15 protein-coding genes are annotated in these 17,857 nt (G+C 45.2%); 14 read left to right on the forward strand and 1 reads right to left on the reverse strand.

Annotated features, from left to right (window positions below; all coding sequences use genetic code 11):
• Positions 1-47: 47 nt before the first annotated feature.
• The 12 genes from FAM09_RS05660 (at position 48) to FAM09_RS05715 (ending at position 14,799) form a co-directional block, all read left to right on the forward strand.
• A complete protein-coding gene (locus FAM09_RS05660; protein ID WP_136576071.1) occupies positions 48-1,385 on the forward strand; it encodes a vanadium-dependent haloperoxidase in 1,338 nt (445 codons plus the stop codon).
• A 32-nt stretch (positions 1,386-1,417) separates the two neighbouring features.
• Positions 1,418-2,506, forward strand: coding sequence for a transporter (locus tag FAM09_RS05665; RefSeq protein ID WP_136576072.1), 1,089 nt, complete (start codon positions 1,418-1,420; stop codon positions 2,504-2,506).
• Positions 2,507-2,572: 66 nt separating this feature from the next.
• Positions 2,573-3,538, forward strand: a complete 966-nt coding sequence (locus tag FAM09_RS05670) for a hypothetical protein (protein WP_136576073.1) — start codon at positions 2,573-2,575, stop codon at positions 3,536-3,538.
• Positions 3,535-5,091, forward strand: a complete 1,557-nt coding sequence (locus FAM09_RS05675) for a phosphatase PAP2 family protein (RefSeq protein WP_136576074.1) — start codon at positions 3,535-3,537, stop codon at positions 5,089-5,091. The genes FAM09_RS05670 and FAM09_RS05675 overlap by 4 nt, the downstream gene beginning before the upstream one ends.
• Positions 5,092-5,290: 199 nt before the next feature.
• On the forward strand, positions 5,291-6,865 hold the full coding sequence (gene treF, locus FAM09_RS05680; protein ID WP_136576075.1) for an alpha,alpha-trehalase TreF: 1,575 nt from the start codon (positions 5,291-5,293) through the stop codon (positions 6,863-6,865).
• A 180-nt stretch (positions 6,866-7,045) separates the two neighbouring features.
• Positions 7,046-7,870, forward strand: a complete 825-nt coding sequence (locus FAM09_RS05685) for a penicillin-binding transpeptidase domain-containing protein (RefSeq protein WP_136576076.1) — start codon at positions 7,046-7,048, stop codon at positions 7,868-7,870.
• Positions 7,871-8,177: 307 nt separating this feature from the next.
• A complete protein-coding gene (locus FAM09_RS05690) occupies positions 8,178-9,179 on the forward strand; it encodes a VWA domain-containing protein (RefSeq protein WP_136576077.1) in 1,002 nt (333 codons plus the stop codon).
• Complete coding sequence (locus FAM09_RS05695) at positions 9,176-9,802, forward strand: tetratricopeptide repeat protein (RefSeq protein WP_136576078.1); 627 nt, start codon at positions 9,176-9,178, stop codon at positions 9,800-9,802. The genes FAM09_RS05690 and FAM09_RS05695 overlap by 4 nt, the downstream gene beginning before the upstream one ends.
• A 365-nt stretch (positions 9,803-10,167) precedes the next feature.
• Positions 10,168-12,159, forward strand: coding sequence for a (E)-4-hydroxy-3-methylbut-2-enyl-diphosphate synthase (ispG, locus tag FAM09_RS05700; RefSeq protein WP_136576079.1), 1,992 nt, complete (start codon positions 10,168-10,170; stop codon positions 12,157-12,159).
• A 201-nt stretch (positions 12,160-12,360) separates the two neighbouring features.
• Entirely contained in the window at positions 12,361-13,314 is a 954-nt protein-coding gene (locus FAM09_RS05705) for a helix-turn-helix transcriptional regulator (protein ID WP_136576080.1), read from the forward strand.
• Positions 13,315-13,532: 218 nt separating this feature from the next.
• Complete coding sequence (locus FAM09_RS05710; RefSeq protein ID WP_136576081.1) at positions 13,533-14,021, forward strand: DinB family protein; 489 nt, start codon at positions 13,533-13,535, stop codon at positions 14,019-14,021.
• Between the two features lie 277 nt (positions 14,022-14,298).
• Positions 14,299-14,799 carry a GyrI-like domain-containing protein gene (locus FAM09_RS05715; protein WP_136576082.1) on the forward strand — a complete coding sequence of 167 codons (501 nt, stop codon included), beginning with the start codon at positions 14,299-14,301 and terminating at the stop codon, positions 14,797-14,799.
• 65 nt (positions 14,800-14,864) lie between these two features.
• Here the strand turns inward: FAM09_RS05715 and galK are convergent, their stop codons facing one another.
• Positions 14,865-16,010 (reverse strand): galactokinase, encoded by a 1,146-nt coding sequence (gene galK, locus FAM09_RS05720; protein ID WP_136576083.1) that lies wholly within the window; start codon positions 16,008-16,010, stop codon positions 14,865-14,867.
• 59 nt (positions 16,011-16,069) lie between these two features.
• On the opposite strand from galK, the gene FAM09_RS05725 reads away from it, so the two are divergent.
• Together FAM09_RS05725 and FAM09_RS05730 are read left to right on the forward strand one after the other, a co-directional pair.
• Entirely contained in the window at positions 16,070-17,032 is a 963-nt protein-coding gene (locus FAM09_RS05725; RefSeq protein ID WP_136576084.1) for an aldose 1-epimerase, read from the forward strand.
• 23 nt (positions 17,033-17,055) lie between these two features.
• Entirely contained in the window at positions 17,056-17,838 is a 783-nt protein-coding gene (locus tag FAM09_RS05730) for a hypothetical protein (protein WP_136576085.1), read from the forward strand.
• Positions 17,839-17,857: the final 19 nt, after the last annotated feature.

The raw sequence follows: 17,857 nt of genomic DNA on the forward strand, positions 1-17,857 counted from the left end.
GCCTGTCGTTCATGCATTTTTTGATTCATTAATAATCGAGCTATATCATGCGTGCATTATTGTTTGCTATCATTATGGTAGGAGCAGCCTCCTGCACACAACGTGCTGCAGACTACCAGCAGGTACTTCATGATCCTGTATTGTATAGTAAGGTAACCGGCCAGTTAACAGATGTTATTACCTACGATATTTTCTCGCCGCCCGTAGCCAGCCGGATCTATGCCTATTCACACCTGGCCGCTTACGAAGCCGCTGTGCGGGGCGATAGCAGCTACACTTCGTTGAAAGGCCAGTTAAAAGGTTTTTCAGAAGTACCCACACCAGAAGCCGGCAAAGCGATCGACTATCCATACGCGGCCCTTATGGCTTTTATGGAAGTAGGCAAAACACTGACATTTTCAAAAGATCTGACCGATAAAATTGTTGACTCGTTGAAAATGCTGGCACAAGACCATGGAATGCCGGCCGGTATGAAGCAAAACTCCGAAGCATATGGCGCTGCCGTTGGGAAAGCCGTACTTGCCTGGAGCAAAAAAGACAATTATGCACAAACCCGTTCTGCTGCCAAATACACCGTGCCGAGTGATGAAGGAAAATGGGTGCCTACCCCGCCCGGATATTTCCAGGCAGTAGAACCGCACTGGAAAACCATTCGCACCATTGCATTGGATAGCTGCAACCAGTTTGCACCCCCGCCCCCTTGTGTTTTTGGCAAAGACGCCACCTGTTCATTTTATAAAATGGCCAAAGAAGTACAGGACACCGTTGTTAATTTAACGGAAGAACAAAAAGCCATTGCCAGTTTCTGGGATTGCAATGGGTTTAAATTAAACGTGGTAGGGCATACGATGTATGCCACCAAGGCCATGACCCCCGGCGGCCACTGGATGGGCATCACCGGTATCATTTCACAAAACGAAAAAGCCGACTTCAATAAAACAGTTTACTCCTTCGCAACGGTTTCCTTTGCGGTAATGGATGCATTTATTGCCTGCTGGGATGCCAAATACACTTTTAACCTTATCCGTCCGGAAACAATGATCAATAAATACATTGATCCCAACTGGAAACCATTCCTGCAAACCCCACCTTTTCCGGAATATACAAGCGGTCACTCCATTATTTCAACAGCCGCAGCCACCGTGTTAGAACATATTTACGGCGCACAAACACCTTTCAGGGACAGTACTGAACGTGCCTGGGGATTGCCCGACAGAAGCTTTCAAACGCCCAGGCAAGCTGCAGACGAAGCAGGTATGAGCCGCTTTTATGGAGGCATTCACTATCGTCCTTCTATATTCGTAGCCCGGGAGCAAGGCATTAACGTCGGAAATTATGTTATAACCAAGCTTAAGATGCGAAAAGAACTGCTCGCAAGTAAATAATAAAACATCCACATTACACCAAAACAACTATTATGAAGAAGTTTCTCGTTGCATCGGTTTTGTACTTGTTATTATCACATCAGGCAAAGACACAAGGCTGTGTAGCTATTCGCAGCACCGGCGGTTTTTGCACCCGCGATCAGGCTATGAATCATGACGCCAACAAATGGATGCTGTCGATCAGCAACCGGTACTTCAAATCTTTCCGCCATTTTGTAGGTACAGAAGAACAAAAAGAAAGGCTGGAACGTGGAACCGAAGTAATTAACTACTCATATACACTGGACCTTGCGCTTACCCGCAATTTGGGTAAGGGCTGGTCTATGACCCTGGACGTTCCCATTGTTAACAATGCACGTTCATCAATGTACGAGCACGGTGGCAATAACGCTAAAAACGCCAGGCATTATACCCGTTCATTTGGCGTAGGCGATATCCGGATAGCTGCGTACCGTTGGCTGTTTGAGCCATCTAAAATGAAAAACTGGAACATCCAGTTTGGCCTGGGTCTTAAATTGCCAACCGGTGACTATCGCTACCAGGATTTCTTTATTAAAAACGACTCTACCAGATTATTAGGATATGTGGATCAGTCTATACAATTAGGTGATGGCGGAACCGGATTCACTACCGAAATAAATGCTTATTATAACATTAACTCTATGATTGGCTTTTATGGTAACTTTTATTACCTGTTCAACCCCCGCGAACAAAATGGCGTATCTACTGCCCGCGGCGGAACGCCATCTTCCGATGCGGTTAAATATGGCACTACCGTAATGAGTGTGCCCGACCAGATGATGATCCGTGCCGGCGCCAGTTTAACCATTAATAAATTCACTTTCTCTGCCGGTATTCGCGATGAAGCACAGCCGTCAAAAGATGTGATCGGTGGCAGTATGGGCTTTCGCCGGCCTGGTTATATAATCTCTATTGAACCAGGGGTAAATTATCAATTTAAAAATGCTACCCTGTATGCATACGGCCCATTTGCTGTTAAACGGAACCGCGTGCAAAGTAATGCCGATAAATTAAAAACAGCCGCTACCGGCGTATATGCCAAAGGCGATGCGGCCTTCGCCGATTACCTGATAAATGTTGGTTGCGCATTTAAATTTTAACCAGACCCGAAAGCCGGTCAGCTACTTTCATGCTTCGGCTTTCGGCTCTTTCAAAACTTACTGTTTATGACACAATGTTGGAAGGCCTGTTTGCAGTACAGCATACTCCTTCTCCTGCTGACAGCAGGAATGTTTACCGCTACAGCCCAAACCGAGTTTGATGCTATCATGATGAAAAAAAACAATTTCTGTGCGGGCGGCATGTATGGCTATAGCAGTTGGAAAAATTACTGGGAAGGCACCCTGAAAAGGGAGAACCTGAACCTGGGCACCGTTTCCACGCAAATGGTGGCCTTTATGGGAAACTATGGATTGAGTGATAAATTGAATATACTGTTTGGCGTGCCGTACGTAACCACCAAAGCCTCAGCGGGTACCCTGCACGGTCAGAATGGTATCCAGGATGGCTCACTATGGTTAAAGTGGATGCCTTACGAAAAAACAATCGGCAAAGGCGACCTTTCTTTGTACGCCATTGCGGGCGTATCGGCTCCATTGTCAAATTATGTGGCCGACTTTCTGCCTGTATCTATTGGCTTACGCAGTAAAACCCTTTCGTTGCGGGCCATGGGCGATTACCAGGTGGGAAAATTCTATGTTACCGCATCAGGCACTTATATGTTCAGGAGTAATATCAAAATAGACCGTGATGCGTACTACACCACTGAAATGCATTACACCAATGAAGTAGAAATGCCCGATGTGTTAACGTTCAATGTGCGAACCGGCTATCGCTATAAAAATTTGATAGCAGATGCTTTTGTCGATAACCAAACTACCCTGGGCGGCTTCGATATCACCCGCAACAACATGCCTTTTCCCAGCAACGAAATGAATGCTACGCGGTTGGGGATCTATGTGAAATACGAATTAAATGCTATTCGCGGTCTCTCCCTGATCGGCACCGGAAATTATGTTGTTGCCGGGCGGAACATGGGCCAGGCCACCACTATAAGCGGCGGTCTGTTTTACATACTCGACTTCAATAAAAAGAAATCAACTTCTGCAACGCCCAAAAAACAAACGCCATGAAAAAGTTATTATACATTATTATACCGCTGCTGGTAATTTGTGCGGCCATCATCCCCTTCGCCTGTTCAAAAAAAATAACGGGCCGCACCGATAACCTGCCGGCACTAACGCCCGCCAAAACAGATCTTGACGCGGGTGCCTGGAAACCCATTTTATTAACATCGGCCAATGAATTTTCAGTGGCAACGCCCATAGCTACCACCACGCCTGAATATATTGCGCAGATGAATGAGATCAAAAGCTGGCAGGCATCATTAACCGATGAGGAAAAAGATAACGTAAAATACTGGAGCGCCGGAGCCGTATTGCGCTGGAATGAAATACTACGCGAACTGGTGGCCAAACACAACCTGCCGCCTTATCAGAACGCGGATGGCACCTACCCATTTCCAAGCGCCAATAACCCGTTGGCCTATCCGCAATTCCCGTTTGCCAATCCGCCATACGCCGCCCGTGCCTATGCATATGTAAGCGCCGCCCAGTACGATGCCCTGGTGGCCGCTTTCTATTATAAAAAATTATACAACCGGCCTGCGCCTTATAAAGTAGACGCGACTATCAATACGCTGGTACCACAATCTGACCTGCCTTCTTATCCTTCAGAAGATGCAGTGGTAGTAGGTGCAGCCGTGGAAATGCTGAAGCTGTTGTTTCCCGGCGACCAGGATTATATACAGCTAAAAGCGGAAGCACATAAACGAGCCCGTATTATTGCCGGCGCCAATGTACGCAGCGATATAGAAGCCGGTGAAGCGTTGGGCAAAGCAGTAGCGCAGAAATTTGTGACCCGCGCCCGTGGCGATCGCGCAGGTGCAGCAGCCGGTACGCAAACAGATTGGACAAAACTGGAAACCGATTGTATTGCCCGCGGCGAAATACCCTGGTATAGTCTTGAAACTCCCAAACGCCCGCCCATGCTGCCTATGTTTGGAAAAGTAAAAGCTTTTCTATTCGATTCATTAACGGCTATTTCACTGCGCCCCGGGCCACCACCACTCACCGCCAGCACTAAAATGAAAGATGAGACCGAAGAAATATATAGTTACATAAAAGACGATACGCGTGAACATTACCGCATTGTACACTATTGGGCCGATGGCGTAGGTACGTCTACCCCGCCCGGTCACTGGGACGCCATTGCCGCGGAAGACTTCATTAAAAAGAATTACAGTGAAGTGCGCTGGGCCCGCAACATGGCTTTATTGAATATGTCGCTGATGGACGCTGCCATTGTATGCTGGGATACCAAGTATTATTATTTTAACCCACGACCTTCGCAAATGAACCCGAAAATAAAAACCCTCACCGGCGTTCCTAATTTCCCGTCTTACATTTCAGGTCACTCCACATTCAGTGGTGCGGCTGCCACCATTCTATCTTATTTAGTACCCGACCGGACAACTGCATACGATGAAATGGCAAAAGAAGCATCCTTATCGAGAATGCTGGCGGGGATACATTATCGCGCCGATTGTGAAGTAGGCTTAGAGACCGGTAAAAAAATAGGCAACTATGCCGTAACACGGGCAAAAACAGATGGCGCCGGAGACTAAAAACGACCAATCTTTTTCTTGAGAGCATAAATAGTAAGTCAAACGTCACCGTCCCGATTTCTATCGGGACGTTTTTTATTTACTACATTTGATTCCGGATTAACCCGTAGTAAATAAAAAGTTAAAAGGATGAATCGTCCATCCCACTGCATCGGGAATGGCAAGATCCATCTGGCCAAAAGCAAAATAATATTGTCAGATGAAAAAACTGATCCTGTGCCTGCTGATTAGCTGGCAGTTTGTTTGCACGATTGCTCAACCGCCGGCAACACCCGATAAAATTTATGGCGCTCTATTTCGCGATGTGCAGTTAAGCAAAGTGTTTGCTGATGGAAAAACTTTTGTTGATTGTGTTCCTAAAAGAAATCCGAAAAACATTGTTGCTGATTATAATCAGCAGAAAGGCACGGCCAAATTCGACCTGAAACAATTTGTAGAGAACAATTTTGAGCTGCCGCAAACGCCGCAGCTCAATTATATTACCAAGGAAAAAGATGTGGTGACTCACATCAGGAACCTGTGGGGCGTATTGCGCCGTGACCCTGATACTATTGTTATCGGCAGCTCTTTACTGGCATTGCCAAATCCGTATATAGTACCCGGTGGCCGCTTTCGCGAAGTGTACTACTGGGATTCTTACTTTACCATGTTAGGTTTGCTGGCAAGCGGTGAAGGCGAAATGATCGAGAACATGGTGAAGAACTTTGCCTGGATGATCGACATCTATGGCCATATTCCCAATGGCAACAGAAGTTATTACCTCAGCCGCTCGCAACCGCCGTTCTTTGCCTTAATGGTAGAATTGCTGGCCGATATTAAAGGCGACAGCACCTACCTAACGTTTATGCCTGCGCTGGAGAAAGAATACGAGTTCTGGATGGAAGGCTCGGCCAAATTAAAAACCGGACAGGCCATCAAACGGGTGGTTAAGGTAAATGACAGCACGGTGATGAACCGCTATTGGGATGATTATCCTTTTCCACGGCAGGAAAGCTATAAAGAAGATGTAGAAACAGCGCAAAAGTCGGGAAGAGACAAAAAAGAAATGTACACCAACCTGCGTGCCGGTGCAGAAAGCGGCATCGACTTCAGCAGTCGCTGGTTCAGAGACAAAAAAAATCTCACTACCATTAGTGTTACCGATAAAGTGCCGGTTGACCTGAACAGCTTGTTATACGCGTTGGAAAATGTGTTGGCAAAAGCCAAGTTCATTGCACATGATAACACGGCATCGGCCGATTATACCCGCAAAGCGGAGAGAAGAAGAATAGCCATTGATAAATACTGCTGGAACAAAAACCTGAAGTATTATACCGATTATAATTTCAGGACCCGGAAGGTGACGGATATCGTAACCCCGGCAGGCATGTACCCGTTCTGCGTGTTCACCAAACAACTGGATTATATGAGTTTGCTGGCCCGGCAGGCTGCTGAACAGGTAAAAACAAAATTATTACAACCCGGCGGAATTACCGCCTCCCCCTTTACTACCGGCCAGCAGTGGGATGCACCCAACGGCTGGGCGCCCCTTGAATGGATGACCATTTGGGGGCTCGATCGCTGCGGCCAACGGGAACTGGCCCGCGATATAGCCGAGCGATGGGTAAAGCTGAACGTAGATGTGTTTAAAAGGACCGGCAAGCTCATGGAAAAATACAATGTGGTTGACCTGAACCTTGAGGCCGGCGGCGGCGAATATCCTTCACAGGATGGTTTCGGCTGGACGAACGGGGTGTTGCTGGCGCTCATCAATAAATATGGGATGCCGAAATAATTTGCAGGATGCCAGATGCCCCACCTAGTTGGGTTTCCGTTTTCCTGTTATCGTTTCTGTATTTTGCTTGCAGCTTTCCTCATTTGCTCATTTTCACATTTGCTAATTTGCACATTCCATTAGCACATTAGCATATTAGCACATTGGTCATTTGCCTTACTTTTGCCCCAAATTTCTGATATGCTTAAATGGATCTCTGGCTGCCTGCTTGTAGCGCTCGCCCTGGCCGCCTGCTCACCCAATAATGTTACAGTAGATAACAGCCTGAAAAAATACTTCGACCAATATAAAGTGACCGGCTGCTTTGGCCTTTTCGATAATGGACAGGGAAGTTTTACCATTTACAACCTGCCCCGCTTTAGTGATAGCGCTTATACACCGGCCTCTACTTTCAAGATCGTGAACTCCCTGATCGGCATTGAAACCGGTATTGTTAAAGATACCAACAGCATAATTCCCTGGGATAGCGTAGTACGCCAACGTACGGAATGCAACCGCGATATGACCATGTGGGACGCTTTTCGTATTTCCTGTCCGCCATGGTACCAGGAACTGGCCCGTCGTATTGGTCAGACCGAAATGCAAAAGCGGCTGGATACATTAGGTTATGCACACCGGTACGATACATTTAAAATAAAAAATAACCTTGATACGTTTTGGCTTGATAACAGCGCCAAAGTAACGGCCGACGAACAATTAGGGCTGGTAAAGAAATTATATTTCGATCAGTTGCCTTTTCAAAAAAGGTCGCAGCGCATTGTACGTAGTATGATGCTGTGGGAAAACAATTCCAACTACAAGCTGAGTTATAAGACCGGTTGGAACACGACAGAAAAAGGCAATCAACTCGGCTGGCTCATTGGCTGGATTGAAGAAAACAGCCACCCTTACTTTTTTGTATTACAGGTTGAATCGCCTGATAAAAATGTCGATTTCGCGCATATCAGGATTAACCTGCTGAAAGCTATCCTGAAAGATTATGGATTTTTTGAAGGGAAAAAATAATGAGAAAATTAGCAAATGCAAAAATGTGCAAATACATTACCGGCCAGCTATGCTTGGATTGACGTAGCTTTCCTGCTGCACATGACGGCTTGCGGTGATGGCTGTTTTCCTTAAACAGTTTGATAACGCTTTGAAACTGTTAATAATACGACGTACTTTAACTATCAGCCGATTGGATTAATACTTAAATTGTATTGAAAATCAATTTGGTTTAATTCTTGCAATTATTGAAAATCAAATTGATAGTTTTTTCATTTGCATAACTTGTCCCGACTTGTCGGGATGTTCAAATTTTCACATTTGCACATTGGCTTACCGTTTCCAACATACCGAGTACCTCATTGCCCTGGCCACTATCCCCCTGCTGGTAGTCCTTTATTTCCAACTCATGTACTGGAAAAAGAATACTATCAGAAAGATCGGGGACCAACGACTGGTTCAAGCCCTTATTGTAAATTATTCGCCTACCAATTTTCTACTTAAATTCCTGTTCTTCGCGCTGGCCCTGGCAGCTATTATTGCCGCCGCTGCCAATCTGCAAAAACCGGGCGCTATGGACAATATTCAGCGCAAAGGCGTAGATGTGGTGATTGCCATGGACGTAAGTAAAAGTATGCTGGCAGAAGATATAAAGCCCAATCGATTGGAAAGGGCCAGGCAGCTTGTTTATAAATTAATGGACCAGTTACCGAACGACCGGATTGGCCTTGTTTTATTTGCGGGAAGAGCTTATTTGCAAATGCCACTTACAACAGATCATGGCGCTGCCAGAATGTACATTCAGCAGGCTGGTCCGGAAGTAGTGCCTACGCAGGGCACCATTATTTCAGAAGCATTACGCGCCGGTAATTCGGCATTCAATAGCAAGGAAAGAAAATTCAAATCAATTGTCCTGATCTCAGATGGTGAAGACCATGATCCGCAGGCTGTTCCCCTGGCACAACAACTGGCCGAGGACGGAGTTATGATCAATACCATTGGCATTGGTTCGGCAGAAGGCGCGCCCATTATGGACCCCGCCACTAATGAATACAAGAAAGACGAGACCGGCAACACCGTGGTATCGCGATTGAACGAAGCAGAATTACAGCAGTTGTCCGCTGCTACCAAAGGCGTGTATGTAAAGTTGAACGACGTAGACGGTGCAGTGAATGCCATTACAAAACAGTTAAGCACCATTGAATCAACTTCGCTCGATGATAATGCCTTCAGAGATTACAAGAGCTATTTTCAATGGTTCCTGGCTATTGCCTTTGTATTCCTGATGATTGAATTCTTTTTGCCCGAACGAAAACTAAAAGCAGCTTGAAAAAATTAATCTACATATTAGGGCTGATGCCTTTGTTCATTGCGCTGCCTTCATTGGTAAAAGCGCAGGACGAGAATGGGGCAATAAGGGAAGGCAATAAACAATATCACCAGGGACAATATGACAAAGCATTGCCTGAATACCAGAAAGCAATTACACAAAATCCCGGTAGTTCAGTAGCCCGATATAATCTTGCCAATGCCCGTTACAGAACCGGTAATTTACCGGAGGCAGAAAAGTCGTTCGATGAATTGATAGAGAAAACACCTGAAAAGAATTATAAAGTAAAGGGGTATTACAATAAAGGCGTAACCTTAACCAAACAAAAGAAACTGCTGGAAAGCATTCAGGCCTATAAAAATGCATTGAAGCTGGACCCTACTGATGAAGATGCCCGGTTCAACCTGCAAAAGGCATTAATGGAGTTGAAGAAACAAACGCAGGGCCAGGAGCAAAAGCAACCCCAGCAAAAACAGCAGCAAAAAAAGCAGCAGAACAACAAGCTCGATAAAAAGAAGATTGAACAATACCTCAAATCGCTGGAGCAAAAGGAACAGGAAGTTCAGCGAAAAATACAGCAGAACCGCTCCCGTTCAGTATCACAGCCTGAGAAGGATTGGTAGACCAGGTTACAAGTTTCAGGTACAGGCTTCAGGGTTTTATTTTGCTGTTACCTGTTACCAGTTTCCGGTTACCGGGTTTAGATCCTGAGCGTAGTCGAAGGATCTGCCAGAGACCAAGCGTAGTCGAAGGCTCAGAATTTAATTTCATTCTTTACCTTCCTGCTTTTGGCTTAAGCTTGTGACTTGAAGCTTATATAGCTATTTTCTCTGCTTTCAGCTTGTATTCCCCCTCCTTAAGCGTTCAGCACTAAGCATTTACCTTTCCTCCCTACTTAACATGTACTACAACCTACTTTGTTGTAATTTTGCAAGCCTTTTGATTGCTTAAAATTGGCAATCTCAAATAATAAATCTCAAATAATACAATGCAGCTTTACTGCGACTCATTAACAGAATATAAACGACTGGCAACCCGTGAAGTACGGATTGGTGACTTGCTGCTGGGCAACTTCAACCCTATTCGCGTGCAAACCATGACCACTACCGATACCATGGATACCATAGGTACCGTTGAGCAAAGTATCCGTTGTATTGAAGCCGGCGCCGAACTGGTTCGTATTACAGCACCCAGCAAAAAAGAAGCGGAAAATTTACTGGTCATAAAGAACGAGCTGCACAAAAGGGGCTATAAAACGCCCCTGGTAGCCGATATTCATTTTACCCCCAATGCGGCAGAAATAGCCGCCCGCATAATTGAAAAAGTGCGCGTGAACCCCGGTAATTACGTTGATAAAAAGAAGTTTGAACAGATCGATTATACCGATGCGGAATATGCCGAAGAAATTGATCGCATTCGTGAGCGCTTTACACCGCTGGTAAAGATCTGTAAAGAATATGGCACTGCTATGCGTATTGGCACTAATCACGGTTCGCTCAGCGATCGCATTATGAGCCGCTATGGCGATACGCCTATGGGCATGGTAGAAAGCGCAATGGAATTTCTGCGTATTGCCCGTAATGAAAGCTATCACAATATTGTATTGAGCATGAAAGCCAGCAATCCGCAGGTAATGGTGCAGGCATACCGGTTGCTGGTGAACGTAATGATGGATGAATTTGGCGAGTGTTATCCCTTGCACCTGGGTGTAACGGAAGCCGGCGATGGCGAAGATGGCAGAATTAAATCAGCCATTGGTATTGGTTCATTACTCGAAGATGGCCTTGGCGATACTATTCGCGTTTCATTGACCGAAGACCCTGAATTTGAAATTCCCGTTTGTCGCGACCTGGTGAAACGATACACCAATAGACAATCGGCAATAGACAATAGTCAATGGACAATTCCTGCCCTAACAAAAATCCCATACTCGCCTTTTGAATATACACGACGAAATACAAACACGGTTTCAAACATTGGTGGCAAGCAGGTACCGGTTGTCATTGCCGACTTCATGAAAGGGGAAACCATTCGCCATGAAGACCTGCAATCCATTGGGTATACCTACAATACCGAAACCGATAAGTTTACTATTGCCGATGCGGCAGCCGATTTTATATACACCGCCAAGAAGCAACTCGGCTTTGCCTTGCCCGGCACCTTAAAAGTCATTTGCGATCATGCTACCTGGTTGCAGGTAACCGATAAGGAAAAATATTATCCGTTATTTCAATCGACCGAATACCTGAAAAGTACCGATCATTCGGGCATCCTGAACTTTGTGGCCGCTGATGTAAACGACCCTGCATCGCAGGAATTATTACAGGCCATTCGCAAAGACAGAACTGTAGTTTTGTGCCTGTATTCATCACATCCGCATGCCATGCCATCGGTACGGCGTTACATCAGTGACCTGGTGAACCAGGGCATTGCCTGTCCGGTAATACTGGCGGTAGAAAGCAACGATACAACGATCGATGAACAATTGATCCATTTTTCAACGGATAGCGGTGCTTTGCTGCTCGATGGTATGGGCGACGGCATCTGGCTGATGAATGAACCGGAAAAGATCCAGAACCAGAAAGTAAGCGGCCGCACTTATCTCGAAACAAAGAACAATCACCAGTTCATTAATAACACATCCTTCTCCATATTACAGGCCACGCGTACCCGTATTTCCAAAACCGAATATATTTCCTGTCCTTCGTGCGGGCGCACCTTGTTCGATCTGCAGGAAACCACGGCCAAGATCCGTTCGGTGACCCATCACCTGAAAGGCGTAAAGATCGCCATCATGGGTTGTATTGTAAACGGGCCCGGCGAAATGGCCGATGCCGATTTTGGTTACGTGGGCAGTGGCGTTGGTAAGATCACATTATATAAAGGAAAAGAAATTGTGAAACGCAATGTCGATAGCGCCATTGCTGTTGAGGAATTGATTAATTTGTTGAAGGAAAATAATGCGTGGGTTGAAAAATAAGTGAGTAGTAAGTGGTGAGTAGCGAGTAGGGGAAACCAATTGCAGTTTGCTGTTGCCGGGTTCCGATTCACATTGACGACTGACGGTTACCAAACTAAAAACTAAGAACTAAAAAACTAAGAACCGCCCACTAGCCACTAGCTACTTACCACTAGCTTGTAGGTTAGGTATCAAAAGTTAATAACTTATAACAAAGCCTCATTGAACAGAATTGACCGTCTTCATGCCATCCTCACCCACCTGCAAAGTAAAAAAAGGGTAACTGCGCAGGAGGTGGCCGATCGCTTTAATATCAGCTTACGTACTGTGTACCGCGATGTTAAAGCATTGGAAGAAAGCGGCGTGCCGGTAATTGGCGAAGCGGGTAGCGGTTATACCATTATGGAAGGATACCGCCTGCCACCGGTGATGTTTACCCAGGAAGAAGCCTCCGCGTTACTGTTGGGCGCCAAACTCACCGAACACCTGTCGGACGAATCAATTAAAAAACATTTTAATGCGGCCTTGTTCAAAATAAAGGCGGTGTTGCGCTCCTCCGACAAGGAGCATATGGACCAGTTGAATGATAACATTGCGGTTTTTAGTCGCCTGCCGGCAGATGATTCCGCTGGTCGCTACCTTGTAGAACTGCAAAAGGCATTAGGCGATAAAAAAGAAATTCATATTCGTTATCAGTCGGGCAAGGATGCAGTGACCGAGCGTTCCTTGGAGCCCATCGGACTGTGCCATTACGGCCAGGCCTGGCATTTGATCGGCTGGTGCAAGCTGCGCAATGGCTACCGCGATTTCAGGGTCAGCCGCATTCAGCACCTGCAAATACTCGATAAAACTTTTGAAGCCGATGCCCATCCCTCCTTGCGGGAATATATGGAATCGATGATAAGCAGCTCCGAGCTGCAGGAAGTAGTAGTCAGGTTCGATAAAACCACCGCCCGTCATATAGGCAATCAAAAGTATTATTATGGCTATGTGCGCGAAGAAGCCAAAGACGATTACGTGTACATGTATTATGTTACGACCCACCTTGAATATTTTGGACGCTGGCTCCTGACCTATACCCATCATGTCACCGTTGAATCGCCCGAAGCCCTGGTTACGATCATGAGAGATCTGTCTGAAGAGATCCGCCAGCATTATTTACCCGTAAATGCTTAACGCTTAATGCTGCCCCCCAAATAGGTGCAGACCGAATAAACTCAATCATCCTGATATTCAGACCAGCCGTTTTACATTCTGCGTATCGCATTCAGCCTTCTACGTTTTCCCGGTCTTACCCCAAAATTTTTCTATTTTTCTAACCCGCTACTGACATACTGTTGTCACAACCTGCCTGTTACTTTGGTCCCATAATCTTAACATTAAAACCAAATCAGATGATACGTTCTATCAGCGACTTTCTCGACAGTTGGAACCGGGAAACCGAAGCAACCCTGAAGATCTTTAACAGCCTTACCGATGAATCCCTGCAGGTGGCCATTCCCGGCGGACGCACTCTGGGCCGGCTGGCTAATCACATTGTTGAAACAGTTACCGAACTGCCCAGCAAACTTGGACTACCGATCAAAGAGGAATTTATTACTTATACCACTGTACAGGACCTGGTAACACATTACAAAAAAAATTCCGATCAACTTATAGGCGCTATTATCAGTAACTGGAACGATAGCAACCTGGATGTAATAAATAACCTGTACGGAGACGACTGGACAAATGGTTTTTCACTATACGTATTGCTGATACATCAAACGCACCACCGGGGCCAGATGACCGTGCTCATGCGCATGGCCGGCTTAAAAGTACCTGGTGTTTATGGTCCCAGTAAGGAAGATTGGGAATCATGGGGGCAGGTTGCTTTAGCGTAGTTTACTTTAATAGGAGGCTAATTTGAAGGGACGACACGAGAGGCAGAATGAGCCGAAGTAAGAGGTAGGAAGTAAGAAGTATTACGAAAACTGATAAAATAAGGATAATGAGTATATAAAACAGGAATTTTCCTACTTCGAATTCATACCTCATACTTCTTATTTCGTTCTTCTTTTTTCTTACTTCATACTTCTTACTTCCTACTTCTGAATACATATACCTATTTTGTCTGAGCTGGTCAGGATCAAACATTCATCTTCCAAAATAAAAATCCATATGCATCATATCAAAACTTATCCCCCGCTAAAGGTGTTAAGCAGTATACATCAAACTACCATTTCGCAAATACATCAGTTTGGTCCGGTAATGGCTGAATTATACGCAGAGGCTGGCCGAAAGAGTTTTATTAATGGCCCGCTGCATTGGATCTATTACGGAATGGATGGGCATCCCGATACAGAGTTCACTTTGGAAATAGCGGTCCCCATCAGAAAGGCATTTCATTCATCGAAATTCAAGATCAGGGAGCTGGACTTTTTTAAAGCCATCACCTTCCCGCATGAAGGTCCGTGGGAACAATTACCGGGCAGTCATGCACAGATCATGGAGCGACTGGCTGAACACCACATACCGGTTACGAATGAGTGCCGGGAGGTATTTTTAAATATAAATTTTGCGCAGCCCGAAAAGAATATGACAGAAATTCAAATTGGGGTAACGCTGGAAAATGTAAGAAGCAACAGTAATAAAAAGAGGTTGGTGCCAATTTATATCTGAAGATGGTTTGATAGTTCTTCAACAATCAAGCAATCCAACCATTAAGCTTGTATTCCATTAGCATATTAGCTAATTATCTTCACTCCGTCTTCAATTTGCGTAACATACACTTCAGGCGTTTGCTTAAACAACCCGTTAAATGCCGCCTGTATCTTTTGTGTGAATGGTTCCACAGCTTCGGCCTGAACAATATTGATGGTGCAGCCGCCAAATCCGCCACCCATCATACGAGCGCCCACTACGCCAGGAATTTGCTGGGCGAATTCCGCCAGGAAATCCAACTCAGTACAGCTTACTGAATATTTTTTGCTCAACCCTTCGTGCGTGGCAAACATCATTTTTCCGAAGGTGGCCAGGTCATTATTCGTGAGCGCCTCACAACCTTTAAGTAATCTTTCTTTCTCATACACTACATACGAACATCGATCGAATACGATCGGCGGCAGTTCTTCTTTATGTTGCAGCAATTGCGCTGGTTCTATATCCCGCAAGGAAGTTACGTTCGGGTAATGCTTTTGCAAGATGGCAATGCCTTCTTCACATTGCTGGCGGCGTACATTGTATTCGCTGCTGGCCAGTGAATGGCTTACCATACTGTTTACCAGCACGATCTTATGACCGGGAAAATTAAAGGGAATGTATTCATATTCGAGGCTGCGGCAATCGAGCTTCATTACATGGCCTGCTTTGCCGTGCAAACTGGCAAACTGGTCCATGATCCCACACTTCAAACCAACAAACGTATGTTCGGTTTTTTGACCGATCAACGCCAATTCCATCCGGCTCAGCCCTAATTGAAATAATTCATTCAATGCAAATCCGAATCCCGAGCATAAGGCAGCTGAAGAGCTCATACCGGCGCCTACGGGAATATCGCCATCAATGATCACATCAACCCCGCCAATTTTTTTCCCTTTCTGTTGAATATGATAACTCACTCCCAGCAGATAGTTCATCCAGCCCTGGTGCGGCTCGGAAACATTTATAGAAAATGAATATGATTCGTTGAACTGGTTGGCAAACACATTAACCTTATCGGTATTATTTGGCGCAATGGCCACATAAATCCTTTTATCAACCGCTCCTGGTAACACAAAACCATTATTATAATCGGTATGCTCCCCAATCAGGTTAACCCGTCCCGGCGCGCCAATGATCATCGGTTCCTTATTAAAACGTTCGCTGAAAGCCTTTTGCAATTTTTTGATCATGCTGCTATCGTTAGATTGATTTAATTTTAAAAATTATTCTTTGTACCTAAATTGATACTATGAGTTTTACCGTTTCCCGCATCACCCAAAATGGGTTTTCCTTAGTGAGGCTGCAAGATAATGCAACAAACACAATCATCACTATTCTACCTGAATATGGTGCGCTTTTACACAGCTTCGAGATCCTTGTAGAGGGTGAACATCTGAACATTATTGATAATTATTCAAGCCGGGAAAATATTGAGAAAGAACTGGGTGTATCCTTTAAAAGCAGCAAACTATCGCCTTTTGTTTGCCGCCTGCGGGATGGTAAATATAATATCGAAGAAGAAGAATTTGAGATCCCCAATAAATTTACCGATGGCAATGCCATTCACGGATTATTGTATAAAAGACCTTTTAAAATAGTTGATGAATTTGCCGATGATCACCTGGCAGCCGTAGCGGTCAGGTATCACTTTAAGCGGGAAGACCCGGGTTACCCCTTCGATTATGTTTGTGAAGTAAGGTATACGCTGCTCCCCACAAATATTTTGCAGGTAGAAACCACTATTTTGAACCTGGATATGGAACCCATTCCCCTGGCAGACGGCTGGCATCCCTATTTTAAACTGGGTGGCCAAATAGATGATTATGAATTTCAGGTAAGCACTGATACAATGGTTGAGTTCGACGACCGCCTGTTGCCCACCGGCAAACTCATTCAGGATCAATCATTTTCTGACCCCGCTCGTATTGGCAGCCAGCACCTGGATAACTGTTTTGTAGTGCAACCAGTTGAGCAAAGACCCTGCGCCGTTTTGTACAATCCCGGCAACAGCGTGTATGTTTCTATTTTCACCAACAACCGGTATCCCTACTTGCAACTTTATACACCCCCGCACCGCAAAAGCATCGCCATTGAGAACCTCAGTGGCGCGCCAGACTGCTTTAACAACGGAATGGGCCTGGTAATGCTGGCGCCCAGCCGGTCGCAAACTTTTACCGTATGGTATCAGGCGGGAGTGGCTGAAAACGATTAACTTGCCTTAAATAACCTTTAATAATGAAGAAGTATTTCAAATATGTCCTTACCGTAGCGCTCAGTATTTTTTTTGTTAGTTGTTATGAAGTGAACGAAGAAATTGAGATCAAAGCTGATGGCAGCGGATCTTATGTTACCAAAATGGATATGAGCGCACTTTTAGATATGATGCAAAACTTTGCCGGTGAAGAAGAATTGAAAAAAGATGGATTGGATAAAGTGTACGATACTACCATTTACATGAAGAACATGCTTGATTCAGCCAAGGATTTGACTGCTGAACAAAAAGAGTTGATGAAAGATGGTAAAATGAAGCTGCAAATGAATATCAAGGAAAAGATATTCAAAATGGACATGAATTTCCCTTACAGGAATTTAAACAGCCTGCAGCAGTTAATGAGCGGTAAGGGCGGCAATGGTACCGGCATAAGCAGTTTATTTAAAGACATGTTCGGCAAAAAAGACGGCGCTGCGGAACAACCCGCCACACCTGCTGGCCCCGACATGGGCGACTTTGCCAGCATCTATGATGTTACTATAAAAAATGGTTCCATCGAAAAAAAGGTAAACGCAGCAAAATACAAAGCGCTTACCGAGCGGCCCGAAATGGCGCAAATGAAACAGTTAACCGGTTCGGGTATGGAGATCCTGTATACCACTACCATTAAATTACCCCGTGCTGTAAAAAAGACCGATAACCCCATGATCAAATTATCGGAGGATAAAAAAACAGTAACCATGAAATACAACCTGCTTGAGTTACTGGAAACCCCCGAAAAGTTTGCTTACTCCATTCAATACTAAGCAAAGCGCATAACATTGG

This window comes from Niastella caeni (assembly GCF_004834005.1).
In the GTDB taxonomy this organism is placed as follows: domain Bacteria; phylum Bacteroidota; class Bacteroidia; order Chitinophagales; family Chitinophagaceae; genus Niastella; species Niastella caeni.

Bases quoted from the DNA above. Each gene is read 5' to 3' on its own strand.
- FAM09_RS05660 (WP_136576071.1), top strand. From the start codon at position 48: ATGCGTGCATTATTGTTTGCTATCATTATGGTAGGAGCAGCCTCCTGC.
- FAM09_RS05665 (WP_136576072.1), top strand. From the start codon at position 1,418: ATGAAGAAGTTTCTCGTTGCATCGGTTTTGTACTTGTTATTATCACAT.
- FAM09_RS05670 (WP_136576073.1), top strand. From the start codon at position 2,573: ATGACACAATGTTGGAAGGCCTGTTTGCAGTACAGCATACTCCTTCTC.
- FAM09_RS05675 (WP_136576074.1), top strand. From the start codon at position 3,535: ATGAAAAAGTTATTATACATTATTATACCGCTGCTGGTAATTTGTGCG.
- treF (WP_136576075.1), top strand. From the start codon at position 5,291: ATGAAAAAACTGATCCTGTGCCTGCTGATTAGCTGGCAGTTTGTTTGC.
- FAM09_RS05685 (WP_136576076.1), top strand. From the start codon at position 7,046: ATGCTTAAATGGATCTCTGGCTGCCTGCTTGTAGCGCTCGCCCTGGCC.
- ispG (WP_136576079.1), top strand. From the start codon at position 10,168: ATGCAGCTTTACTGCGACTCATTAACAGAATATAAACGACTGGCAACC.
- FAM09_RS05710 (WP_136576081.1), top strand. From the start codon at position 13,533: ATGATACGTTCTATCAGCGACTTTCTCGACAGTTGGAACCGGGAAACC.
- FAM09_RS05715 (WP_136576082.1), top strand. From the start codon at position 14,299: ATGCATCATATCAAAACTTATCCCCCGCTAAAGGTGTTAAGCAGTATA.
- galK (WP_136576083.1), bottom strand. From the start codon at position 16,010: ATGATCAAAAAATTGCAAAAGGCTTTCAGCGAACGTTTTAATAAGGAA.
- FAM09_RS05725 (WP_136576084.1), top strand. From the start codon at position 16,070: ATGAGTTTTACCGTTTCCCGCATCACCCAAAATGGGTTTTCCTTAGTG.
- FAM09_RS05730 (WP_136576085.1), top strand. From the start codon at position 17,056: ATGAAGAAGTATTTCAAATATGTCCTTACCGTAGCGCTCAGTATTTTT.